The organism is Streptomyces sp. MK37H (assembly GCF_018035285.1).
GTDB classification, from domain to species: Bacteria; Actinomycetota; Actinomycetes; order Streptomycetales; family Streptomycetaceae; genus Streptomyces; species Streptomyces endocoffeicus.
Genome location: NZ_JAAAYH010000003.1, coordinates 45,798 through 69,506, shown reverse-complemented (window position 1 = coordinate 69,506; position 23,709 = coordinate 45,798). Strand labels below are relative to the sequence as shown.

General features: G+C 70.9%; 19 protein-coding genes. 9 read left to right on the top strand and 10 right to left on the bottom strand.

All coding sequences use genetic code 11. The features are described 5' to 3' along the window. Positions 1 to 51: 51 nt before the first annotated feature. Positions 52 to 2,667 carry an aminopeptidase N gene (gene pepN, locus GWI24_RS01380; RefSeq protein WP_210944032.1) on the bottom strand — a complete coding sequence of 872 codons (2,616 nt, stop codon included), beginning with the start codon at positions 2,665 to 2,667 and terminating at the stop codon, positions 52 to 54. A 169-nt stretch (positions 2,668 to 2,836) separates the two neighbouring features. Between pepN and GWI24_RS01375 the strand changes: the two genes are divergently transcribed. Continuing rightward, a complete protein-coding gene (locus tag GWI24_RS01375) occupies positions 2,837 to 3,472 on the top strand; it encodes a DsbA family protein (protein WP_210944031.1) in 636 nt (211 codons plus the stop codon). Positions 3,473 to 3,570: 98 nt separating this feature from the next. On the opposite strand, the gene GWI24_RS01370 is transcribed toward GWI24_RS01375, so the two are convergent. After that, positions 3,571 to 4,164 carry a biotin transporter BioY gene (locus GWI24_RS01370; protein ID WP_210944030.1) on the bottom strand — a complete coding sequence of 198 codons (594 nt, stop codon included), beginning with the start codon at positions 4,162 to 4,164 and terminating at the stop codon, positions 3,571 to 3,573. 253 nt (positions 4,165 to 4,417) lie between these two features. Here GWI24_RS01370 and GWI24_RS01365 point away from each other — a divergent pair, with 253 nt between their 5' ends. After that, positions 4,418 to 5,854: an amino acid permease gene (locus GWI24_RS01365; protein WP_210944029.1), complete on the top strand. Its 1,437-nt coding sequence runs from the start codon at positions 4,418 to 4,420 to the stop codon at positions 5,852 to 5,854. Here the strand turns inward: GWI24_RS01365 and GWI24_RS01360 are convergent, their stop codons facing one another. Both GWI24_RS01360 and GWI24_RS01355 read right to left on the bottom strand, forming a co-directional pair. Next, positions 5,855 to 8,041 carry a tetratricopeptide repeat protein gene (locus tag GWI24_RS01360; protein ID WP_210944040.1) on the bottom strand — a complete coding sequence of 729 codons (2,187 nt, stop codon included), beginning with the start codon at positions 8,039 to 8,041 and terminating at the stop codon, positions 5,855 to 5,857. 8 nt (positions 8,042 to 8,049) lie between these two features. Next, the gene (locus GWI24_RS01355; protein WP_210944028.1) at positions 8,050 to 8,472 is read right to left on the bottom strand and encodes a hypothetical protein; all 423 of its coding nucleotides are present in this window, start codon (positions 8,470 to 8,472) and stop codon (positions 8,050 to 8,052) included. Between the two features lie 163 nt (positions 8,473 to 8,635). Here GWI24_RS01355 and GWI24_RS01350 point away from each other — a divergent pair, with 163 nt between their 5' ends. Continuing rightward, positions 8,636 to 9,277: a superoxide dismutase gene (locus tag GWI24_RS01350; protein ID WP_037945901.1), complete on the top strand. Its 642-nt coding sequence runs from the start codon at positions 8,636 to 8,638 to the stop codon at positions 9,275 to 9,277. A 116-nt stretch (positions 9,278 to 9,393) separates the two neighbouring features. On the opposite strand, the gene GWI24_RS01345 is transcribed toward GWI24_RS01350, so the two are convergent. Then, positions 9,394 to 11,448, bottom strand: coding sequence for a ricin-type beta-trefoil lectin domain protein (locus tag GWI24_RS01345; RefSeq protein ID WP_210944027.1), 2,055 nt, complete (start codon positions 11,446 to 11,448; stop codon positions 9,394 to 9,396). A gap of 153 nt (positions 11,449 to 11,601) precedes the next feature. Here GWI24_RS01345 and GWI24_RS01340 point away from each other — a divergent pair, with 153 nt between their 5' ends. Continuing rightward, a complete protein-coding gene (locus tag GWI24_RS01340) occupies positions 11,602 to 12,384 on the top strand; it encodes a class II aldolase/adducin family protein (RefSeq protein WP_210944026.1) in 783 nt (260 codons plus the stop codon). Between the two features lie 87 nt (positions 12,385 to 12,471). Here the strand turns inward: GWI24_RS01340 and GWI24_RS01335 are convergent, their stop codons facing one another. From GWI24_RS01335 to GWI24_RS01325, 3 genes are read right to left on the bottom strand one after another with little or no spacing between them, the layout of a single operon-like run. Then, entirely contained in the window at positions 12,472 to 13,986 is a 1,515-nt protein-coding gene (locus tag GWI24_RS01335) for a tripartite tricarboxylate transporter permease (protein ID WP_210944025.1), read from the bottom strand. A gap of 2 nt (positions 13,987 to 13,988) precedes the next feature. Beyond that, a complete protein-coding gene (locus GWI24_RS01330; RefSeq protein ID WP_247615702.1) occupies positions 13,989 to 14,708 on the bottom strand; it encodes a tripartite tricarboxylate transporter TctB family protein in 720 nt (239 codons plus the stop codon). Beyond that, positions 14,705 to 15,679, bottom strand: coding sequence for a tripartite tricarboxylate transporter substrate binding protein (locus GWI24_RS01325; protein ID WP_308343305.1), 975 nt, complete (start codon positions 15,677 to 15,679; stop codon positions 14,705 to 14,707). The genes GWI24_RS01330 and GWI24_RS01325 overlap by 4 nt, the downstream gene beginning before the upstream one ends. Before the next feature lie 152 nt (positions 15,680 to 15,831). On the opposite strand from GWI24_RS01325, the gene GWI24_RS01320 reads away from it, so the two are divergent. Continuing rightward, positions 15,832 to 16,950 carry a DUF5937 family protein gene (locus tag GWI24_RS01320; RefSeq protein ID WP_210944023.1) on the top strand — a complete coding sequence of 373 codons (1,119 nt, stop codon included), beginning with the start codon at positions 15,832 to 15,834 and terminating at the stop codon, positions 16,948 to 16,950. A 128-nt stretch (positions 16,951 to 17,078) separates the two neighbouring features. After that, positions 17,079 to 17,912 carry an alpha/beta hydrolase gene (locus GWI24_RS01315; protein ID WP_210944022.1) on the top strand — a complete coding sequence of 278 codons (834 nt, stop codon included), beginning with the start codon at positions 17,079 to 17,081 and terminating at the stop codon, positions 17,910 to 17,912. A 105-nt stretch (positions 17,913 to 18,017) separates the two neighbouring features. Here the strand turns inward: GWI24_RS01315 and GWI24_RS01310 are convergent, their stop codons facing one another. Next, positions 18,018 to 19,490, bottom strand: coding sequence for an amino acid permease (locus GWI24_RS01310; protein ID WP_210944021.1), 1,473 nt, complete (start codon positions 19,488 to 19,490; stop codon positions 18,018 to 18,020). Positions 19,491 to 19,671: 181 nt separating this feature from the next. On the opposite strand from GWI24_RS01310, the gene GWI24_RS01305 reads away from it, so the two are divergent. Together GWI24_RS01305 and GWI24_RS01300 are read left to right on the top strand one after the other, a co-directional pair. Next, on the top strand, positions 19,672 to 20,160 hold the full coding sequence (locus GWI24_RS01305) for a ribose-5-phosphate isomerase (RefSeq protein WP_201849549.1): 489 nt from the start codon (positions 19,672 to 19,674) through the stop codon (positions 20,158 to 20,160). Further along, positions 20,160 to 20,969 carry an Fpg/Nei family DNA glycosylase gene (locus tag GWI24_RS01300; RefSeq protein WP_210944020.1) on the top strand — a complete coding sequence of 270 codons (810 nt, stop codon included), beginning with the start codon at positions 20,160 to 20,162 and terminating at the stop codon, positions 20,967 to 20,969. Before GWI24_RS01305 ends, GWI24_RS01300 begins: the two co-directional genes overlap by 1 nt. Positions 20,970 to 21,058: 89 nt before the next feature. On the opposite strand, the gene GWI24_RS01295 is transcribed toward GWI24_RS01300, so the two are convergent. Continuing rightward, positions 21,059 to 22,291, bottom strand: a complete 1,233-nt coding sequence (locus tag GWI24_RS01295; protein WP_210944019.1) for a GNAT family N-acetyltransferase — start codon at positions 22,289 to 22,291, stop codon at positions 21,059 to 21,061. Between the two features lie 128 nt (positions 22,292 to 22,419). Here GWI24_RS01295 and GWI24_RS01290 point away from each other — a divergent pair, with 128 nt between their 5' ends. After that, positions 22,420 to 23,562 (top strand): PP2C family protein-serine/threonine phosphatase, encoded by a 1,143-nt coding sequence (locus tag GWI24_RS01290; RefSeq protein WP_044575252.1) that lies wholly within the window; start codon positions 22,420 to 22,422, stop codon positions 23,560 to 23,562. Positions 23,563 to 23,709 lie beyond the last annotated feature (147 nt).

The window sequence follows — 23,709 nt, the reverse complement described above, 5'->3', positions numbered from 1 at the left end:
TACGGCAGTTCGAATGCCGAAAGAGCTCCCCGCTTCGGTCGAACGTTTGCCTCAGACGGCGGCCCTCGCGTCGCACTCCTGGCCGCGCAGGGCGCGGGCGAGGTCGTCGCGGGCCTCCAGGACCAGCCGGCGCAGCGCGGGGGCCGCGTCCGGGTGGCCGTCCAGCCAGGCGTCGGCCGCCTCCAGGGTGCGGGTGTCGCCCTGGGCGGCCGGGAACAGCCCGCGCACGATCGCCATCCCGATCTCGATCGACCGCTCCTGCCAGACGCGCTCGATCACCTCGAAGTAGCGCGGTGCGTACGGCGCCAGCAGATCCCGCTGGCCCGGCTGGTCGAAACCGGAGATGGTGGCCTCCACCAGGGCGTTGGAGAGCCGGTCGGACTCCACCACCGCGTCCCACGCCTCGGCCTTGACCGCGGCGGAGGGCCGGGCGGCCAGGCACCGCACCTGGTGGCGCTTGCCGGAGGCGGTGTCGTCGCGGGCCAGCTCGGCCGCGATCAGCGCCTCGTCGGCCTGGCCGCTCGAGGCCAGCGCGGCCAGGAACGTCCAGCGCAGCTCCTGGTCCACATCCAGCCCGTCGATCCGGGCCGTGCCGTCCAGCAGCCCGCGCAGCAGCCGCAGCTCGGACTCGGCGAAGGCGACCTGGGCGAAGAACCGCGCCCAGGCCAGCTGATGACCACTGCCCGGCTCGGCCAGCCGCAGCTCGCTCAGCGCGCCCTCGGCCAGCCGGGCCCCGGCCTCCTCGCGCGCGTCCGGCGCCGAGTAGTCGTGCAGGGCGGACAGCGCCCACGCCTGGACCATCTGCAGCACCCCGATGTCGCTCTCGGCCCCGCCGAACCGCCGCACCAGCTCCAGGTAGTCGCGGGCGGGCAGCAGCGCGTCGCGGGTGAGGTTCCACAGCGCGGACCAGCTCAGGGCGCGGGCGAGGGGGTCGGTCAGCTCGCCGAGGTGCTCGCGCAGGGTGTCCAGCGAGCCCTCGTCGAAGCGGATCTTGCAGTAAGTGAGGTCGTCGTCGTTGACCAGGATCAGATCGGGCCGGGAGGCGCCGGTCAGCTCGGGGATCACCGTACGGGGGCCGTCGACGTCCACTTCGGCGCGGGCGTAGCGCACCAGCGCCCCGGCGCGCTCATCGACCGGGGCCTCCTTGCGGTACAGCCCGACGGCCACCCGGTGCGGCCGCAGAGTCGGGTGACTGTCGGCGGCCTCCTGGACCACCGCCAGCTCGGTGATGTGACCCTCGGCGTCATAGGTGGCCTGCGGGGTCAGCGCGTTCACCCCCGCGGTCTCCAGCCAGGCGCGCGACCACGTGGCCATGTCCCGCCCCGAGGTCTCGCCGAGCACCGACAGCAGGTCCGACAGCCGGGTGTTGCCGTACGCGTGCCGCTTGAAGTAGCGCCGCGCGCCCTCCAGGAAGGCGTCCCGCCCGACATAGGCCACCAGCTGCTTGAGCACGGACGCGCCCTTGGCGTAGGTGATCCCGTCGAAGTTGAGCTTGGCGTCCTCCAGGTCACGGATGTCGGCCGTGATCGGATGGGTGGACGGCAGCTGGTCGGCGCGGTAAGCCCATGCCTTGCGGCGGTTGGCGAAGGTGATCCAGCCGTCGGTGAAGCGGGTCGCCCCGACCAGCGAGAAGGCCCCCATGAAGTCCGCGAACGACTCCTTGAGCCACAGGTCGTCCCACCACTCCATGGTCACCAGGTCGCCGAACCACATGTGCGCCATCTCGTGCAGGATGACGTTCGCCCGGCCCTCGTACGACGCCCGGGTGACCTTGCCGCGGAAGATGAACTCCTCCCGGAAGGTCACACAGCCCGGGTTCTCCATCGCGCCGAGGTTGTACTCCGGCACGAACGCCTGGTCGTACTTGCCGAACGGGTACGGATAGTCGAAGTGGTCGTGGAAGAAGTCCAGGCCCTGCTTGGTGACGGTGAAGATGTCATCCGCGTCGAAGTGCTTGGCCAGCCCCTTGCGGCACAGCGCGCCCAGCGGGATCTCCAGCGCCGAGCCGTCCGGCAGCGTGCGGCGGTAGAGGTCGCTCACGTAGTGGTACGGACCCGCGACCACGGCCGTGATGTACGTCGCGATGGGCCGGGTGGTCACGAAGTGGCTGGTCGTGGCGGCGTCGTCGGCGGACGGCTCCACCCGGTCCACCGCCCCGTTGCTCAGCACCGTCCAGCCCTCCGGGGCGGTCACCGAGAAGGTGAACGGGGCCTTGAGATCCGGCTGTTCGAAGTTGGCGAAGACCCGGCGGGCGTCGGCCGGCTCGTACTGGGTGTAGAGGTAGACCTCGCCGTCCTCCGGGTCCACGAAGCGGTGCAGCCCCTCGCCGGTCCGGCTGTACGCGCACTGCGCGTCCACCACCAGCTCGTTCTCCGCGGCGAGGCCCTCCAGCGCGATCCGGGAGCCGTCGAAGACCGCCGCCGGGTCCAGCTCCCGCCCGTTGAGCCGCACCGAGGTCACCGAGGGCGCCAGCAGATCGGCGAAGGTGGCCGCGCCCGGCTCGGCGCAGCGGAAGCGGATCGTCGTGGTGGAGCGGAAGGCGCGCGGCCCGGACCCGGTGTGCTCACCCACCGCGGACCGCAGATCGAGCGCCACCTCGTACGCCTCGACGGCCAGCAGCTTCGCCCGCTCACGGGCCTCGTCACGGGTCAGGTTCTCACCGGGCACGACGCGGCTCCCTCTCCAGTGTCTCGCATCTCGGATATCGGACAGCGGGAATCATGTCACGGGGCACCGACACGCGGCATCGGGGAATGAGCCCCCTTCCGCGCGCGTTGGCCGTTGGAGACACCTTCTATTCGTTTGCGATACCAACGCGCCCGCTCGAGGAGAAACCGTGACCGAGACTGCCAAGACGCCCGCCGATTTCTGGTTCGATCCGCTGTGTCCCTGGGCCTGGATGACCTCGCGCTGGATGCTCGAGGTGGAGAAGGTGCGCCCGGTCGAGGTGCGTTGGCACGTCATGAGCCTCGCCGTGCTCAACGAGCCCAAGCTGGATGAGCTGCCCGAGGAGTACCGCGAGCTGCTGAAGACCGCCTGGGGCCCGGTCCGGGTCTGCATCGCCGCCGAGCAGAAGCACGGCAGCGAGGTCCTCGGGCGGCTCTACACCGCCCTCGGCACCCGCTTCCACAACCAGGGCCTGGAGAAGAACCGCGAGACGATCGTGGCCGCCCTGGAGGAGGCCGGCCTCCCCGCCGAGCTTGCCGACTACGCCGACTCCGACGCGTACGACACCGAGCTGCGCGCCTCCCACAAGGAGGGCATCGAGCTGGTCGGCCAGGACGTGGGCACCCCCGTCATCGCCGTCCCGGGCTCGGACGGCGAGCAGGTCGCCTTCTTCGGCCCGGTGGTCACCCCCGCCCCCAAGGGCGAGGACGCCGCCAAGCTGTGGGACGGCACGCTGATGGTCGCCTCGATCCCCGGCTTCTACGAGATCAAGCGGACCCGCACGGTCGGCCCGATCTTCGACTGACCGTTCCTCCGTCGCCGCCACGGCAGGGCCCCCGCGCGAGTCGACCGCGCGGGGGCCCTTTTCCGTTTTCCGTGGGCTTTCTGCCGGCTGCCGTCGGCTCAGCCCCGGCGGCCCACCAGCTTCCAGGCGGCCGGGAGCGCGCCCATCGCCAGGGCGGCCTTCAGGGCGTCACCGATCAGGAAGGGGGTGAGCCCGACCGCGATCGCCTCGCTGAGGGAGATGTGGGTGGCCAGGGCGAGGTACGGGACGCCCACGGCGTAGGTGACCGCGGAGCCGACCGCCATGGTGCCCGCGGTGCGCAGCACCCCGCGGTCGCCGCCGCGCCGGGCGAGCGCGCCCACCACGGTGGCCGCCAGCAGCATGCCGAGCACATAGCCGAACGACGGCATGGCGGCGCCGGAGCTGCCCTCGGCGAACCACGGCACGCCCGCCATGCCGACCAGGGTGTACAGCGCCAGCGACAGGAAGCCGCGCCGGGCCCCCAGCGAGGTGCCCACCAGCAGGGCGGCGAAGGTCTGGCCGGTCACCGGCACCGGCGAGCCGGGGACGGGCACCGAGATCTGGGCCGCGAGGCCGGTGAGCACGGCGCCCCCGATGACCAGCGCGGTGTCGCGGGCCAGGACGCGCCGGGCGGGAAAGACCGCGTCCGCGAGGACCGTACCGGGTGTGGCGGCGGCAGAAACAGTGCTCATCAGCGATGCTCCCAGGTCAGAGGGTGGATACCGCGACGCTAACCCAACGCGCGGGCCTCGGACACCGTCGGATGACCACAAAGCCGGACGCATCGGCTTGGCAGCTTCTGGCAGAGATCCCTGATACGGAGCGTGACGCGAGTGTCCGATATCCAGACAAGATTGTCCGCGATGTTGTCCCCATAGGACACGCCCTTCACACTAGGGACGTTTTGCATCCGTCACCGGCGCTCGTAAGGGACAGAGAAGAAGAATGAACCGGACATCCGCGTCCTCGGCGTCATCCGGCGCCGCCGAGGCGACCGGCACCGGCGCGACCGCCACGCCGCCGCTCTCTCACGGCCTCAAGCAGCGCCATCTGTCGATGATCGCCCTCGGTGGCGTGATCGGCGCGGGGCTGTTCGTCGGCTCCGGCGCCGGAATCGCCGCCGCCGGTCCGTCGATCGTGGTCGCCTACGCGCTGTCCGGGCTGCTGGTGATGCTCGTGATGCGGATGCTCGGCGAGATGTCGGCGGCCAATCCGGCCTCCGGCTCGTTCTCCGTGCACGCCGAGCGGGCGATCGGGCCCTGGGCCGGGTTCACGGTGGGCTGGATGTTCTGGATCCTGCTGTGCGTGGGCATCGCCGCCGAGGCGATCGGCGCGGCCGGGATCATGGTCCAGTGGTTCCCGGGCAGCGAATCCTGGATGTGGGTCGCCCTCTTCATGGCGATGTTCTGCGGCACGAACCTCGCGGCGGTCAGCAACTTCGGCGAGTTCGAGTTCTGGTTCGCCGCGCTGAAGATCGCCGCGATCACGATCTTCCTCGTTCTGGGCGTGCTCGCGATCCTCGGCGTCCTGCCGGGCACCGACGCCCCGGGCGGCTCCCATCTCAGCGGTGACGGCGGCTTCCTGCCCAACGGGGTGAACGGCCTGGTCGTCGGCCTGCTGGCCTCCGTCTTCGCCTACGGTGGCCTGGAGACGGTGACGATCGCGGCGGCCGAGTCCGAGAACCCGGTCAAGAGCGTCGCGGGCGCGGTGCGCACCGCGATGTGGCGCATCGCCCTCTTCTACGTCGGCTCGATGCTGGTCGTGGTCACGCTCATCCCGTGGAACGACAAGTCCGTGGTCCAGGAGGGCCCGTACGTGGCCGTGCTCAACCACCTCGACATCCCCGCGGCCGGCGACATCATGAACGTGATCGTGCTGATCGCGCTGCTCTCCGCGATGAACGCCAACATCTACGGCGCCTCCCGGATGTCCTACTCCCTGGTCACCCGCGGCGAGGGCCCCGCCTTCCTGGGCCGGGTCACCGGCGGTGTGCCCCGCCTCACCGTGCTCGCCTCCTCCTTCTTCGGCTTCGTCGCGGTGCTGCTCAGCTACTGGTGGCCGGACACCATCTTCAAGTGGCTGCTCAACATGGTCGGCGCCGCGGTGCTGGTGGTCTGGGGCTTCATCGCCGCCGCCCAGCTGCGGATGCGCAGCCGGCTGCAGCGCGAGGCCCCGGAGAAGCTCGTCGTGAAGATGTGGCTCTTCCCGTATCTGACCTGGGTCGCACTGGCCGCCACGGTCGGGGTCCTGCTGCTGATGCTGCGCGAGGCCGACACCCGCAGCCAGCTGTACGCCACGGCCGTGATGGCGATCGCCCTCGCCATCATCGGCTTCGTACGGCAGCGGATGGCGGCGGCGCGGCAGCAGGCTGATCAGGGCTGATCAGGGCTGGGCTTCGGCCTCGGCTTGCCAGGCGGCGAGCGACTCACGGTTCTGCGTGATGAACGGGTGCTCGGGGCCGAGCACCCGTTCGCGGCGCTCGATGACCTCCCGGAGCGCCGCGACGGCCTCGTCCAGCTTGCCGAGCCCGTGGGCGACCCGTGCCTCCAGGTTCAAGGCCGCGAGAGTCTGCGGGTGATCGGGACCTTGGAAGCGGGTGCGCTCGGCCAGGGCGCGGCGGGCCACTGGCTCGGCCTCCACGTACCGGCCCAGCACCCTCAGCCCTTCGGCATGGTTGTGGTGGGCCATGAGGGTCGCGAGGTGGCCGGGTGGCAACGCGCGCTCACAGTCCTCGACGACCCGGGCTTCCTCGTCGAACTCCTCAGAGTCGCCGAGCCGGGGCAGAACCTCGAGGAGCCACGCTCTGCTGAAGAGCGTCTCCCCGGAGTCCTCGCCGAGCACCCGCCGCTGCCCGGTGATCGCGCGTCGCAGCAGGTGCACCGCTTCTTCCACACGGCCGAGGATGGCGACCGGCACATGCAGAACGGCACATGTGCGCAAAGTGTCGGGATGGTCGACGCCAAGGATCCGCTCGCGGCTCCGCAGCACCTCCCTGAGCGTCGTCTCCGACTCCGTGTAATGCCCCATGCGGTGCTGGGTCCGGCCCATGATGTGGCGCGCGCTCAGAACTGCGGGGTGCTCCTCGCCCAGAAGGCGTTCGGCCTCGTCCGCGACAGCCACGGACATCGACAACGCCATCGGGAAGTCACCCACCGCGAAGAGCTGTTCCACGACGCGGACCGCCAGCCGGGCGGCCCACTCGCTCGGCGAGCCGTGCAGCAAACGCAAGGCGTGCGGGGCCATCAGCCGCAACTCGGCGCGCGTCTCGACCGGTGCGGCATCCTCCGGCGGCAGCGCCGCCTCCAGCAGGCGGCTCGCCGCCTCGGCCAGAGGTCCGCGTTGGGTGGTCGGAACCCCGGCGGCGACGCTGTCCAGCAGCACTCCATGAGCCTGAACGCACCGGTGGCCGTCCGCCTCGACCATGCCGATCAGCGAGTGGTCGAGCAGCCCGCGCAGCGCGGGCTCGACCCGGTCCGCCGCGAGCGGCGGGTCGAGATGGCCGAGGTCCACTTCCCCCCGCGCCACCGGCATCAGCAGGGACAGCGGCACCGGGTCCGCCGCCCAGCAGGACAGCAGCCGCAGCAGCGTGGTGGCCTCCGGCAGTCCCTGTCCGGCGAGGGCGTCCAGGGACAACTGCCAGGTGCGGCCGACGAGATGGCGGGACTGGCCGCTGCCGACCGCGCCCTGGTCGACCAGGGCCGTCGAGTCCTCGCTCAGCTTCCGGTCGTACTCGTCCATGGACCACGACTCCAGGAGTTGATGCGACAGATGCGAACCCGCCAGGGTCAGGGCCAGCGGCAGACAGCCCAGCCGTCGCGCCACCTTCTGCGCCGATTCCACGGTGCCCGCGTCCGGGGCCAGATCGCACAGGACCTGTGCCGCGTCGGCCTCGGGAAGCACGCCGACGGGGTGCCGTGCCGACCCGGCGCCCCGCCACAGTGGCGAGGTCGCGTGCCGGGTGGTCACCAGGACCGTGCCGAGCGGGCTGGTACGCAGCCAGCCGCCCTCCTCCAGGACCGTCGGGTCGTCGGCGTTGTCCAGGACCAGCAGCCAGCGCTGGGCGGAGTGGTCAAGGTAGTGCCAGACGAGGTCGGCCGCGGCGCGCTGGCCGCTGGCCGCGGCGGCCAGCTCCCCCGTGGTCGCGCCCCGGTCGCCCGCCACGGCGAGCATGCCCGCGCGCAGGGAGATCCGCTCGGAGGCGTTCACCCAGAGCCCGACGCGTCCGTGGTCCCTTACGGCTTCCGTGAAGAGCGTGTGCGCCACCGCCGTCTTGCCGCAGCCGCCCAGGCCGTGCAGGACGTGGACGTCGCCACCGGGTCCGGTGACGGCCGCTCGCAGCCGCTCCATGAGATCGGCGCGGTCCCGCAGGATGCCCGGTGCCCGGCCGACGAGCGGCACCCTTACGGAGTCGGGGACCGTCGCTCCCTGGGGCGGCCGGGGGCCGACCGGCTGTGGTGCGAGGAGGGACCCCGTTCCGGCCCCGTAGTGGTGGTGATGCTCCTCGATGTACTGGTCGCCACCGGTCTGGAAGACCCGGCCCTGCCCGGACGCGCGGCCGTCGATGGCCATGGGGTCGCTCACCGTTCCGTGATGTGCTGGTCGCGGCCGGCCTGGTAGACCCGGCCGCTGCCGGACGCCTCGGCCGTCATACGGATCTCGCCGACGGCGGGTCGCTGATCGGGGAGGTCGGGGCTCAACTCATCCAGGATGCGGCGCAGTTCGTCCGCCACCTCCGGCTGGGCCGTCAGCAGCCGACGCACCCGGCCCTGCCATTCGGCGGCCAACTCCGCCTCGGACTCCGCGTCGCCCGTCTCCCGCGCGAGCAGCAGATCGTCGCGGCTCGCCTCGAACTCCTCGCCGATGCCGTCGGCTCTGCTGGGCTGGAACCTCTGCCAGAGCGAGACCATGCCGTCCCTGGCCGACTCCCAGGCAGTGGTGGCCATCAGCGTGACCATGGTGGTGCCCGCCGTCCTGGCGAGATCGGCGATCTGCGGATCCATGCCCTCCCCCTTCGAGCGACCTTTGATCATAGGGCCGCCGTTCCCCCAGCGCAGGGATCGGATCAAGCCACTACGGATGCGCGTCGCTGCGGGGTCCGGAAACACTCTTGCTGCTAGCGTGTACTTGCAAGTCAATTGCAATAAGCGGTCCGAAGGGCTTCGCATGGCCATCTACACACTTCCTGAACTTCCGTATGACTACTCGGAGCTGGCCCCGGTCATCAGCCCCGAGATCATCGAGCTGCACCACGACAAGCACCACGCCGCGTACGTCAAGGGCGCGAACGACACGATGGAGCAGCTCGCGGAGGCGCGGGACAAGGATCAGTGGGGCTCGATCAACGGGCTCGAGAAGAACTTGGCCTTCCATCTGTCCGGCCACATCCTGCACAGCATCTACTGGCACAACATGACCGGCGACGGTGGCGGCGAGCCGCTGGAGAGGGATGGCGTCGGGGAGCTGGCCGACGCCATCGCCGAGCACTTCGGCTCCTTCGCGGGCTTCAAGGCCCAGCTGTCCAAGGCCGCCGCCACCACCCAGGGCTCGGGCTGGGGCGTGCTGGCGTATGAGCCGGTCAGTGGGCGGCTGGTGGTCGAGCAGGTCTACGACCACCAGGGGAACGTGGGGCAGGGCTCGGTGCCGATCCTGGTCTTCGACGCCTGGGAGCACGCCTTCTATCTGCAGTACAAGAATCAGAAGGTGGACTTCATCGAGGCCATGTGGAAGGTCGTCAACTGGCAGGATGTGGCGCGCCGTTACACGGCCGCCAAGGAGCGCGCCAACAACCTGCTGCTCGCCCCGTAACCCCGAGCCCTCACCAGACCCCCTGCTTGCGTGATCGTCTTCTCACCGAACACCGGGCAGGCGGAAAAGGGGCCCCCGCGCGGTCGACTCGCGCGGGGGCTCTGTCCTTTCTTCAGTCAGATGAGGGTCCACCGCTGGTTGGGACCGTTGTGGCAGCTCCACAGCACCAGCCGGGTGCCGTTCCCCGTCCCGTTGTCGTAGGCGTCCAGGCAGCGGCCGGACCCCTGGTGGACGAGGGCCCCGGAGGCGTTCACCGTCCACTTCTGGCCGGTGGCACCGGTGCAGTCGCCGATGACGACCTTCGTGCCGTCGGCGGTGCCGTCCTTCTCGGCGCCCAGGCATTTGCTGCCGTAGACGGTGAGTTCGTCGCGCGAGGTGCGCCGGAAGAGCTGGTTCTGGCCACCGTGGCAGTCCCACAGCTGGGCCTGGGCGCCGTTGGTGATCGTGTTCTGGTCCAGATCGACGCAGCGCCCGGAGTCGGCGCCGACGATCTGGACGCCGTCAGTGCCCGGGAGGTCCTGGACGCTGATGGTGTCCGGGCCCCCGTTCATGGTCACCGTGTTGGCGCCCTTGGCCAGGGAGAGCAGCACGGAGACGGTGCGGCGGGCGGTCGCGGAGCCGGTGGGCGGCAGGGCGAGCGTGGTCGCGTACTGGCCGCCGACGCGGAGGGTGGCGGTACGGGGGGCGGTGGTGCCGTTGGCGTATGTGATGTCGGCCAGTTTCAGCCCCGCCGTCTTGGCCGTGACGGTGAAGGAGCCGGTGGTGCTCTGGTACGCGACGCCGGGGGCTTCCGTGCCCGAGACGGTCAGCAGCACGGCCTCCCCGGCCGGGACGGTGGCCGTGTAGCCGCCGCTGTAAGTGCCCACCGAGGCGCGCTTCCAGACGTCACGGACGGAGGCGGCGGCGCCGGTCAGCCCGAGGTCGGTCCAGCGGGCGGTGATGGGCTTGGCGGCGGAGGTGCGGTTGAGCAGCAGCACGGCGCGCTTCCCGGTGCCGGACAGCACCTTGCCGTACACCTGGAGCCCCGCGGCGTCCTCGGCGACCTTCACGCCCTGGAGTCCGCGCGGGTCCTGGTCGACGGCGATGACCTCGGGGTTGGTGAGGGTGCCGACGGTCTCCCGCGTCATGGTGGTGAGGTCGTTCCCGGCGAGCAGCGGGGCGCCGGAGATCGCCCACAGGCTCATATGGGTGCGGTCGAGCGTGGCGTTGGAACCCTTCATGCCGACCATGAGCATGTCCGGGTCGTTGTAGTAGCCGGTGTGCTGGGCGGCGGGGTGCAGGCCCTGGTCGAAGTTGGACAGCATCGCGGTGGCCGAGGGTGTCTGCCCCCAGTAGATGATGTCGGTGCTGGTACGCCACAGATCGCCCACGCCCGCGGCCCAGTTCCACGGTCGCCCCGAGCCCCATTCGCACAGCGACAACACCAGGCGGCGGCCGGTGACGGCGGTCGCGGCCTTGTTCGCCTCGCTGAGCGCCCGGTAGGTGGTCTCCTGGTCGAGCCCCTCGTCCTGGCCCCCGCACCAGTCGACCTTGACGTAGTCGAAGCCCCACTCCTGGAAGGCCCGCAGATCCTGCTCGTAGTGGCCCTCGCTGCCGCTGCCCGGAGCGGGTGGGGTGCCCGGCGGGGTGGGGTAGAAGTAGCCGCAGCCGTTCTTGCCGGCGTCGGTGTAGATCCCGGCCTTGCGCCCCTTGCTGTGGATGTAGTCGGCGATGGCCTTCATCCCGCCGGGCCACTGCTTGGTGTCGACGGTGATGTCGCCCTCGCTGTCGCGGGTGCCCCACCACCAGCCCTCGTCGATGTTGACGTAGGTGTAGCCCGCCTCGGCCATGCCGGAGGACACCAGGGCGTCCACCTGGGCCTTGATCGTGTCGTAGTCGATCTGGCTGGCCAGGCTGTTCCAGGAGGCCCAGCCCATGGGCGCGGCGGGTACGTCGGTCTGCGGGGCGGCGGCCAGGGTCTTCCCGGCGGTGGCGGTGGCGGTGGCGGTGGCGGTGGCGGCGTCGGTGGCGAGGACCGCCGCATCGGCCGAGGGTGCCGCGTATGCGACGGTGCCCACCCCGGTGGCGGTCAGCAGACCGGCCAGCAGCGCCCCGGCCAGGCGTCTGGGCCGTGGCCGTTCGGGGCGGGATAAGCGCGGAATGCGGCGGAGGCGGCGAGGGACGAGACGCATGAGGAACCACTCCCATTCGATATGTCGAACCACGTTCGCGATATGGGTCGTAGCTGGTCTCCGAAGGATTCTGTGGACCCGGCCGACCGGTGACAAGAGGTGTGCGTGGGGAAACTGTCCCCTGACGTCACCCCGCCCCGAGGAGTCCTTACCGTGCCCGCTTCACCCCACCGCGCCGACCAGGCGCCCCTCGACGAGGAACGGCGGCTGCGCCGCGAACTCGCCGCCGTCTACCGCCTGGTGGCCCACTTCCGCATGACCGACCTGATCTTCACGCATATCTCCGCCCGCGTCCCCGGACCCGAGCACCACTTCCTGATCAACCCGTACGGCCTGCTCTTCGAGGAGATCACCGCGTCGAACCTGGTCAAGGTCGACCTCTCCGGCCGGCCCGTCGAGGACACCCCGCACCCCGTCAACCCCGCCGGTTTCGTCATCCACAGCGCCGTCCACGCCGCCCGCCCCGACGCCCACTGCGTGCTGCACACCCACACCAAGGCGGGCTGCGCCGTCGCCGCGCAGGAGGACGGTCTGCTCCCGCTCAACCAGATCTCCATGGAGTTCTACGGCAGGGTCGGCTACCACGACTACGAGGGCGTCGCCCTCAACCTCGCCGAACAGCGCCGCCTCGTCGCCGACCTCGCCGGCCACCCCGCGCTGATCCTGCGCAACCACGGCCTGCTGACCGTCGGCGAAACCCCTGGCCAGGCATTCCTGCGGATGTACTACCTGGACAAGGCGTGCGAGATCCAGACCACGGCCATGGCCGGCGGCGCGAAGCTCATCACGCCCCACCCGGACATCTGCGAGCTCACCGCCCGCCAGCTGTCGGGCGAGGACCACGGCTCCGATTTCCAGGACGACGAGGCGTACGACCTCGCCTGGTCCGCCCTCCTCCGCCTGGTGGAGCGCGTCGCGCCCGACTACGGGGACTGAAACCGACGGATCGGGCCGAAAGCAGCCGCCACGGCAAGGCCCCCGCGCGGATGGCTCGCGCGGGGGCCCGGCGGGAGCTTGCGGGGGTCAGCCCGCCGGTTTCGGCTCGCGGGCTCGCGTGCGGCGTAGTGCGCGGGCGGCCATCGGGCCGGCCAGGGCGATCAGGGACAGGCACAGGATCGCCGCGGAGAGCGGACGGGTGAAGAAGATCGTCCAATCGCCCTCGCTGAAGGCCATCGCGCGGCGGAACTGGGTTTCCGCCATCGGGCCCAGTACGGCGCCCAGGATCAGTGGGGCGACGGGATAGCCGGTACGGCGCATGCCGAAGCCCAGGAGGCCGAAGAGCACCGCGATGCCGAGGTCGACCGCGTTCTGGGAGAGGGCGTACACCCCCAGGGCGGCGAAGACCAGGATGCCCGCGGTGAGCAGGGGGCGGGGCAGCCGGAGGAGCTTCACCCACAGCGGAATCAGCGGCAGGTTGAGCACCAGCAGCATCACATTGCCGATGTAGAGGCTGGCGATCAGCGTCCAGACCAGCGCCGACTGGGTCTCGAACAGCTGCGGGCCGGGCTGCACGTTGTACATCTGGAACGCGATCAGCAGCACACCGGCCGTCGCCGAGGTGGGGATGCCCAGCGTCAGCAGGGGCATCAGCACCCCGGAGAACGCGGCGTTGTTGGCGGCCTCGGGGCCGGCCACACCCTCGATGGCGCCCTTGCCGAACTCCTTCTTGTGCCGGGACAGCCGCTTCTCCACGTTGTAGCTCAGAAATGTGGGGATCTCCGCGCCGCCCGCGGGCAGGGCGCCGATCGGCAGCCCGATCGCCGAACCCCGCAGCCACGGCTTCCAGGACCGCCGCCAGTCCTCCGGGCTCATCCCGATCCTGCCGCCCACCGGGAGCATCTGCTCCTCGGGCGCCCGTCGCATCCGGGCCGCGGTGTAGAGCGCCTCCCCGATGGCGAAGAGGCCGACGGCGACGGCCACGATCTGGACGCCGTCGTACAGCTCCGGCACCCCGAAGGTGTAGCGCGCCTGGCCGGTGAGGCTGTCGATGCCGACGAGCCCGATGGCCAGGCCCAGGAAGAGGCTGCACAGCCCGCGCGCCGGGGCGTCGGCCACGACCGCGGTGACCGTGGCGAAGGCGAGGACCATCACCGCGAAGTACTCCGCGGGCTGGATCTTCTCGGCGATCTGCGCCATGGCCGGGCCCGCGAAGGTGATCCCGACGGTGGAGATCGTGCCCGCCACGAACGAGCCGATGGCGGCCGTGGCGAGCGCGGCCCCGGCGCGCCCGGAGCGGGCCATCGGATGGCCCTCCAGGGTGGTGGGGACGGATGCCGTCTCGCCGGGCACGTTCAGCAGGATGGCCGTGGTGGAGCCGCCGTACATCCCGCCGTAGTAGATGCCCGCGAAGAGCACCAGAGCGCCGGTGGGGTCGAAGACGAAGGTGAGCGGGAGCAGCAGCGCCACCGTGGTGGCGGGGCCCAGGCCGGGCAGCACGCCGACCAGCGAGCCGAGCGTGCAGCCCGCGAACGCCAGCAGCAGGTGCAGGGGGCTGAACGCGCTGCCGAAACCGCCCATGAGGTCGTTGAGGACATCCATGGTCAGAACGCCAATCGGACGATGCCGGGCGGCAGATGGATGCCCAGCAGACGGTCGAAGAGGAAGTACACGGCCAGCGCGAGCACCAGGCCGATCAGGGCGTCACGGAGTATCCGGCGGCTGCCGAGCACCCGCGCGACCAGGGCGAAGAGCACGGCGGTCGACTGCCAGTAGCCGCAGGGGGCGAGCGCGAACAGATAGCAGACCAGCAGCGCGAGCAGGGCCGCCACCGGACGCCACTCGGTCAGCCGGGCCTCCTCGCGCGCCTGCTCGGTCAGCGCCGGGTCGCTGCCGCGGAACGCCTGGACGACGGCGACCGAAGCCGCGACGCACAGCCCCACGCCGACCAGCAGGGGGAACGCCCGGGGGCCCACGTCCTGGTCGATGGCCCCCTCGGGGATGGCGAAGGCCCAGCCCAGCACGGCCACACCCGCCGCGAGGAAGAGCAGCGCGGCTATCCGCGGGCTCCAGGGCCGCTCGTCGGGCGGGGCCGTGCTGTCAGCGGCATCGTTCGCCGCGCTGCCCTCTGCCGGTTTCGCCGCGCTGCCCTCTGCCGGTTTCGCCGCGCTGCCCTCTGCCGGTTTCGCCGCGCTGCCCTCTGCCGGGTTCGCCGCGCTGCCCTCCGCCGGGTTCGTCGCGGCGTCCTGCGCCGGGTGCGCCGCCTCGTCGTGCGCGCTCACCGCCTCGTCCCGGGCGCTCACCGCCTCGTCGTGCGCGCTCATGAGCTGAGCCCCACGGACGTGAGTGCCTGGCCGACCTGGCGCTGCTGCTTGTCGATCAGGGCGCCGTACTTCTTCCCCGGCACCCACACGTCCTTCCAGTCGTTCTGCCGCAACGCCCGCTTCCAGCACGAAGTCCGGCGCATCCGGTCCACCACCCTTACGATCGCCCGCTGTTCGTTGTCGCTCAGCCCGGGCGGGGCCATCACCCCGCCGACGCTCACCACGGACTCGTCCCCGTAGCCGAGTGCGCCGAGGGTTGGAGCGTCGATGCCCTCGGGAGCCTTGTCGCCGCTGACCGCGAGGACCCGCAGCTTCCCGGCCTCGATCTGCGGCCGGACCTCCGTCAGTGTGGAGAGGCCGACCTTCGAGGCCCCGCTCAGCAGCAGGTTGAGCACCTCCCCGCCGCCACCGGTGGGCACATACGTGACCTTGCGCGCCGGGATGCCCTCGGCCTTGGCGAGCCCGGCCACCGTGATGTGGTCCGGGCCGCCCAGTGAACCGCCCACCCAGGACGTCCGCTTGGGGTCCTTCCGCATGGCGGCCAGCACCGAGCGCAGGTCGTGGAAGGGGGAGCGGGCGGGCACCACGATCGCGGAGGTGCTCACCGTGAGCCCCGCAACGGGGGTGAGCTCGGACAGCTTCACGGGGGAGTGGTTCTGGATGGCGCCGCCGATCATGGTCACCGTGTCCATGGTCATCAGCTGGTACGGATCGCCTTTCCGCCCCGCCATCCGGGCGAGCCCGATGGTGCCGCCCGCGCCGGGGGCGTTGGTGACCGTGACGTCCTCGTCGATGATCTTGCAGCTGGTGAGCGCGGAACCGATGCCGCGCGCCCGCGAGTCCCAGCCGCCGCCGACGCTCCCGGGAGCGAGGATCGAAAGACCCCGGGACGGATAGTCGGCGACGGCGCCCGAGTCGTCCAGCGAACCGATGGTGCACGCACTGCTCACCGTGGCCACGAGGGCGACCACCACTGGCAGACGAGGGCCGTTCCTGAGGAGAGGAGGCATTGGGGACGCTCCAGGCGAGGGAGGGGAAGCCGAAGTGGGCTGGAGCTTGCGCCTCCCCCAGTGGCCCGTACAAGACGATTGACTCGAAGGCATCAATGGCCGACGCTGCCCGGATGCCAGTCGTGATCGAACTGGGGTCCGCCCCGGAGCACCGCATCAGCACCCGTCTGTCCCCGCTCGCCGAGCTGTGCGCCTGTCTGCACGCGCTGGACGGGCCACGCCACCATCCGGCCAGCAGGCGCTGGGTGGGCGCGGTCCTGCAAGGCGCGGACGAGCGGCTGCTGGAGCGGGCCGGCGGGTGGGCGCCGCTGTGGGGCGCCTTCCGCGCCCGCTATCTGCTTCCCCTCACCCCGGGCCCGGAGCGCGAGCTGGAGGAGGAGCTGGCGGAGGTCGCGCGGCTGGACGAGGAGACGTTCACGACCATGACCGAGCAGGCGCTCGTCGGCAAGAACGGCCACGGCCCGGGGTCCGGACACGGCCCGGGCTCCAGCCACGGCCTGGGCCCCGGGTCCCGGCGCGCCGGCCGCGCGCCGGAGCGCTTCCTGGCCCGGCTGCGGCAGCTCTCCGAGCGCCGGTTCGCCCTGGGGCTGCGGCTGCTGGCCGATCCCTCCGGATTCCGCGACGGCCTCCTCGCCTTCCTGTCCGCCGTGGCCGAGGAGGTCTTCGAGGCGGAGTGGACGCGGCTGCGCCCCACCCTGGAGGCCGACGCCCGGGTCCGCTCCCATGAACACTCCCGCTACGGGGCGGCGGTGCTGGCCGGATTCCCCACCGCCCGCATGGAGCAGGACCCGCCCCGGGTGGTCTTCGACAAGCTCTACAACGCGCGGGCCAGCCTCGCCGACAGCCCCTGTCTGCTGGTGCCGTCGCTGCACATCAACCCGCATCTCGCGATCAAGCACTACCCCGGCCACCCGGTCGTGGTGCAGTACCCGGTGCGCGACGCGGCGGGTGCGGAGCCGACCGCCCTGGACGTGGTGATGCGCGGGCTGCGGGCGCTGGACGAGCCGCTGCGCATCCGGATGTGCCGGGCGCTGCTGCGGCAGTCGATGACGACGACGGAGCTGGCCACCCAGTTCGAGATGACGCCGCCGCAGATGTCGCGGCATCTGCGCAAGCTGCGGGAGGCCGGAATGGTGCACACCCACCGGGAGGGGGCGCGGGTGCACTACCAGCTGGACGAGGCCGCGGTGCGCAATCTCGGCGTCGACCTGCTCTCCGCGCTGCACCGATGAGAAAGCACTGACGGAAGTATCGACGGAAGTATCGACGGAGGTATTGACGCTCAGGTGGCAATCATCTTGAGCGTGCGCCGACCGTTGCGGATCGTGGCGGCACCCGCGACGGCAGAAGGAAGCGATACGTGACCACCCCCCGCGTCAAGACCACCAAGGCGTTCTACCGCACCGGCTCCACCACCTGGTTCGCCTCCCGGCACGACCAGCGGTTCTCGTACGGCCTGCACATCCCGTCCGTCCACGAGACCACCGACACCCCGCTGCCGCTCATGGTGATCCAGCACGGCACCGGGCGCACCGCGTCCCAGTACCGGGACGCGATGGCCGAGTTCTCCGAGCGGCACGGCTGTGTCGTGCTCACCCCGATGTTCCCGGCGGGCATCGACGACCCGGAGGACCTGCACAACTTCAAGTTCATCGAGTACCGCGGCATCCGCTACGACGAGCAGCTGCTCGCGATCGTGGCCGAGGCGGGGGAGCGGTTCCACATCGACACCGAGCGCTTTCTGCTCCAGGGCTTCTCGGGCGGCGGGCAGTTCGCGCACCGCTTCCTGTACCTGCACCCCGACCGGCTCAGCGGAGTGTCCATCGGCGCGCCCGGCCGGGTCACGCTGATCGACCCGGACCGCGAGTGGTGGCTGGGCACGAAGGGGTTCGAGCAGCGCTTCGGGGCCCCGCTGCGGCTGGAGGACATCCGTAAGGTGCCGGTGCACATGGTGGTCGGGGCGGAGGACACCGAGACCTGGGAGATCAACAACCCCGGTGACTCCAACTGGATGGACGGCGCCGACGCCGTCGGGCGCACCCGCGTGGAGCGCCTCACCGCGCTCCGGGACAACTACACCGAGCTGGGCATCGACGTCACCCTCGACATCGTGCCCGGGGTCGGGCACCGGGGGATGGGGGTGCTGGACGCGGTCCGGCGCTTCGCGGAGCGAGTCCTTCCGCGCGTCGTCTGAGCCCTGTGGGCCCGATACGCCCACCGACACGGCCGCGCCCCCGGGCGGCGACACATCGGCCGCCACCCAGGGGCACAGGCGAATCAGAATCAGCGGAGCGCGTTCCTACGGGGTCGCCCGCTCCTTCGTGGCGGGGTCCGAGGAGGCGGCCGGGGCGGTGCCGCGGCCCGCGGTGAGGCGGTCCTTGACCAGGGCGAGGGCCACCACGAGTACGGCCACCAGCGCGGAGAGGATCACCTGTTCGCGCCCGTCCTTGTCGGTGAGCATGTAGACCAGGACGAACGAGATCATCGCGATCGTCGCCCAGGTCAGGTACGGGAAGAGCCACATCCGGACGATCAGCTTCTCGGGGTTGTCGCGCAGGATCATCCCGCGCATCCGCAGCTGGCTGAAGCAGATCACCAGCCAGACGAAGAGCGCGACCGCACCCGAGGAGTTCAGCAGGAAGGTGAAGACGGTGTCCGGCCACTGGTAGTTGAACCACACCGCGACGAAGCCGAAGACGACCGAGCCGAGGATCGCGGCCTGCGGGACGCCTCGGGAGTTGGTGCGGGCGAAGGCGGCCGGGGCGTCGCCGCGCTGGCCGAGCGAGAAGGCCATGCGGGAGGCGGTGTAGAGGCCGGAGTTCAGACACGAGAGCACGGCGGTCAGCACGATCACGTTCATGATGTCGCCGGCGTGCGGTATGCCGACCGAGTCGAGCGCCGCGACATAGCTGCCCTTGTCGGCGATCGCCTTGGAGTCCCAGGGGAGCAGGGTGACCACGACGAAGATCGAGCCCAGGTAGAAGACCGCGATACGCCAGATCACGCTGTTGGTGGCCTTGGTGACCGCCCGCTGCGGGTCCTCGGACTCACCGGCCGCGAGGGTGACGATCTCGCTGCCCATGAAGGAGAAGACCACCAGCAGCACACCGGTGAGAATGGCGCCCGGCCCGTTCGGCAGGAAGCCGCCGTGGTCGGTGAGGTGGGCCAGGCCCGCGCCCTCGTTGTCCGAATGCGGCAGCAGCCCGAACACCGCGAGCCCGCCGACCACGATGAACGCGGCGATCGCCACGACCTTGATCCCGGCGAACCAGAACTCGAACTCACCGTAGGAGCCGACCGAGACCAGGTTGGTCGCGGTGAGCACCACCATCACGATCAGCGCCCAGCCCCACTGCGGGACGGCCGGCCACCAGCCCTCCAGGATCTTGGCGCCGGCGGTGGCTTCGACCGCCAGCACCACGACCCAGAAGAACCAGTACAGCCAGCCGATGGAGAAACCGGCCCAGCGGCCGAGCGCCCGGTCGGCGTAGGCGGAGAAGGAGCCGGAGGTGGGGTTGGCGGCGGACATCTCGCCGAGCATCCGCATGACGAAGACGACCATGAGGCCGACCAGCGCATACGAGATGAGAATGCCGGGGCCGGCCTTGGCGATACCCGCACTGGAGCCGACGAAGAGGCCGGCGCCGATCACGCCGCCGATCGCGATCATCGAAAGATGGCGGTTCTTGAGTCCCGCCTTGAGGCCGTCGGGCGAGCCCGGGTCGCCGGGGGCCCGCTGCTGCTCCGGCGTGGTCGCAGGTTGTGCGCTCATGTGCTCGATTCCTTTGCTCTCGCGTTACGAGCGACGCCAGTGAATCTCAGGAGGTCGGCCAGTTGAACCTTTGAATCCAGATTGTTACTTGAGGTTTTCATGAGGTTCTTTGGCATTACAGGGATTTCTGCGATGCCTACCCTGAGCGGCGAAGGCCACACGGCCATGACACACTCGGCACATGCGCGTGTACCTCGGCTCCGACCATGCCGGTTTCGAACTCAAGAACCACCTCGTGGAGTGGCTCAAGGCGGCCGGCCACGAGCCCGTCGACTGCGGCCCGCACATCTACGACGCCCAGGACGACTACCCGCCGTTCTGCCTGCGCGCCGCGGAGCGGACCGCCGCCGACCCGCGGAGCCTCGGCATCGTCATCGGCGGATCCGGCAATGGTGAGCAGATCGCGGCGAACAAGGTCAAGGGGGTGCGCGCGGCGCTGGCCTGGAGCGAGGAGACCGCGGCCCTCGGCCGTGAGCACAACAACGCCAATGTGATCAGCGTCGGCGCCCGGATGCACACCCAGGACGAAGCCACCAAGTTTGTCGAGATTTTCCTGAACACCCCGTACTCGGGCGAGGAGCGGCACACCCGCCGTATCGAGATGCTCACGGGTTACGAGACCACCGGCGAGCTGCCGCCCATCCCGGCCCACCATCCGCAAGGCGACTGATGCCCGAAGGGCACACCATCCACCGGCTGGCCGCCGATCACCTCGAGACCTTCGGCGGCCGGCCCGTCCGGGCCACCAGCCCACAGGGAAAGTTCGCCGACGGCGCCGGGCTGATCGACGGCCAGCCGCTGCGCCACGCCGAGGCGCACGGCAAGCACCTCTTCCTGGACTTCGCGGCCACCGGCTGGGTCCATGTCCACCTGGGACTCTTCGGTACGTACGCCTTCGGCCCGGCCCCCGCCCCGCCGCCCACCGACACCGTCCGGCTGCGGCTGGCGAATCCCGAGGGGTACGCGGATCTGCGCGGCCCGACCGCCTGCGCCCTGATCACCGACGGGGAGAAGCAGGTGATCCACGACCGGCTGGGCCCCGATCCACTGCGCCCGGCGGACGACGGCGAGCGGGCCTGGGCCCGGATCTCCCGCAGCCGGGTCAGCGTGGCCGCGCTGCTCATGGACCAGAAGGTGATCTCCGGGGTCGGGAACGTCTACCGAGCCGAAGTGCTCTTCCGGCACGGGATCGACCCCTACCGGCCCGGCCGTGCGCTGACCCGCGACCAATGGGACGCGATATGGGCCGACCTGGTGGCGCTGATGCGCGAGGGGGTGCGGAACAACCGGATCGATACGGTCCGCCCCGAGCACACCCCCGAGGCGATGGGCCGCCCGCCGCGCGTGGACGACCACGGCGGCGAGGTCTATGTCTACCGGCGCGCCGGACAGCCCTGCCACATCTGTGGTGGCGAGATCCGCACCGCCGATCTCGCCGCCCGCAATCTCTTCTGGTGCCCTGACTGCCAGCGGCCGTAAGGCGCCGACGGCCCTGAGGTGGCCGTCTTAAGGCGGCCACCGGGCCTTTTACGGTCCCCCCGAAGGGGCCGCCCGCCGCCCCGAAGCCGTCAGAAGCCGTGGGGCAGCCACGGGGCGACCGGGGTCGCGAACGCGGTCGTGGCCTCCGTAAGGGCGCCCTGACGGGCCTCCTGGACACGCCCCGCACCCGCCAGCGCGGTCAGGGAGATGCCACCGAGATACGCCGCTCCCAGCTCCCGCGCGCCCATCCGGAGATCGGGAGCGTCGTCCGTGCGCTCGCAGGAGGCGCCCTTGGCGTCGCCGCTCAACCGCCAGCGCCCCTCGTTCCAGGGGCAGAAGGGGTCCGTGACCTCCAGGACGGTCTCCACGGGCGTGGTGTACGTCCGCGCCTCGAGCGCGGCCCCCACGTCCACCAGGCGGACGAACAGCGAGTCGCGCAGCCTTACGGCGCACCGCCGGATGTCCGAGACCAGGAGCTGCCAGGGATCGTCCACCGGGCGGGGGCCGGTCCGGATCACCGAGGTCAGGTCGAGGTCGAAGAGGAAGCGCCACAGCGCCGCGTAGGACGCCGGGTCCAGGGCCTCCAGGTCGCGCAGGACGACCGTGCCCTTCGGCCCGGCCAGATCCCACTCGGGCTTGACCGCGAACCGCGCGTAGCCGCTGACCTCGCCGCCCGACTCGGCCAGCACACAGCGCAGCGGGGACGCCCCCTCGCGGTCGCCCGGCGGGTCCAGCAGTGGCACCCGCTCCCAGCCGGGGATCCGCTCCAGCATGCCCGGCCGGGTGCGCACCTGCCGGGCGTAGACGGCCTCGCACGCCTCGACGGCGGACTCCAGGGGCACGGCACGCAGCCGTACGTCGTCCACGCCCTCGGGGGCGGTCAGCCGCACCCGGGTGGTGTCGATCTCGGCGTAGGCGGTCTGCGTGGCCGCGCCATAGCCGAACCGTCCGTAGATATCCGGTTCCGACGCGGTCAGAACGGCCAGCGGCTCATCGCCCGCCGCGCGGATGTCCTCCAACTGGCGCCGCATCATGGCCCGGAGCACCCCGCGCCGCCGGTGCGTGGCCTGCACGCTCACCATCGTGACCCCGGCCGCCGGGACGATCCCGCCGCCCGGGACCGACAGCCGGAAGCTGAACAGCCCCGCCGTGCCCACGATGTCGGCGCCGTCCCAGGCGCCGATCGAGCGCTCGCATTCGGTCAACTCCCGCCAGAGCGTGGATTCCTCGGGCGCTTCGGGAACTCCGCCGAATGCGAGTAGCAGTTTTCCGTACCAATCATCCCAAATCGATGGGTCGAGCACGCGCAGCTCAGTCCTCATATTCCCATCCCTAGCAGCCGTTTCCCGTACACGCGAACGAATTTCGCTTACGATTGCCCCCCTGGCTGGGTGGTTCAACGCGCCACGAATCGACGCGCGTCCGAACGGGTGGGTAGGGTCCCGATGCAATGACTGGCGGCGTGGACACTCCGTGGGCCCGGATGCGCAGAGTTCTGCACCGGGCTCGCACAGGCGTGCGCAAAGCCGGAGTGGACTACTTCCGCGGTGAGGGCTCCGACCGGCTCGCCCTGACCGCGCTGCTCCTCGGCGTCCCCGCCATCGCCGGAGGCACCATCGCCCAGCCCGACTGGTGCTCCCCGTCCGCCCTCGTCCTGCCCATCGTCGCGGGCGGGCTGCTGCTGCGCCCCGCCAGCCTGCTCGCCCTGTACGCGGCGGCCGCCACGGCCCTGATCGTGGAGTCCGCCGTGCTCGGCCCGTACACCGAGGAGGACGCCTCCTCCCGGGTCACCCCCGGCACCATCCTGGTCGTCGCCGCCGTCGGCTTCTTCGGCCTGCTGATCGCCCAGTTCCGCAGCCGCGTCGGGGTGCCCTGGCGGCGCGGCGGCACCATGCTCTTCGACCTGCGCGAGCGCATCCGCGTCCAGAGCAAGCTGCCCAACCTGCCGCGCGGCTGGCACCGCGAGATGGCGCTGCGCCCGGCCGGTGGGCAGTCCTTCTCCGGTGACTTCGTCGTGGCCGCCCGCACCGGCGGCGGCCGCACTCTCGAGGTCGTCCTCACCGACGTCTCCGGCAAGGGCATGGACGCCGCCTCGCGCGCCCTGCTGCTCTCCGGCGCCTTCGGCGGCCTCCTCGGCTCCCTGCCGCCGCATGGCTTCCTCCCGGCCGCCAACGGCTATCTCCTGCGCCAGGACTGGGACGAGGGCTTCGCGACCTCCATCCATCTCGTCCTCGACCTCGACAGCGGCGACTTCGAGCTCTTCTCCGCCGGACATCTGCCCGCGCTCCAGCTGAGCGCGGGCACCGGCAAGTGGGAGGAGAAGTCCGCCGACGGCCCGCTGCTGGGCGTCTACGACGGCGCCCAATTCGACCCCACCAAGGGCACGCTGCGGCCCGGCGACGTCCTGATGCTCTTCACCGACGGCCTCGTGGAGACCGCCGACCGGGACATCAGCGAGGGCATCGACCGCCTCACCGGCGAGGCGGACCGCTATGTCGGCTCCGGCTTCCACGGCGCGGCCTGGCACCTGATCGAGACGGTCGCGAAGGACGTCAACGACGACCGCGCCCTGCTGCTGATCTGCCGTCAGTAAGGGCGACTCGCGGTCGTCGGCAGAGGCGCCTCGCGACCGCCGGTAGGGACGCCTCTCCGCAGCCGGTACGGCCGCCTTACGGCCGCACCGGACTGCCCCGCGGCGCCTTACGGCCCGATCGGCCCGCCCGGCGGGGGTTAGCCGGTG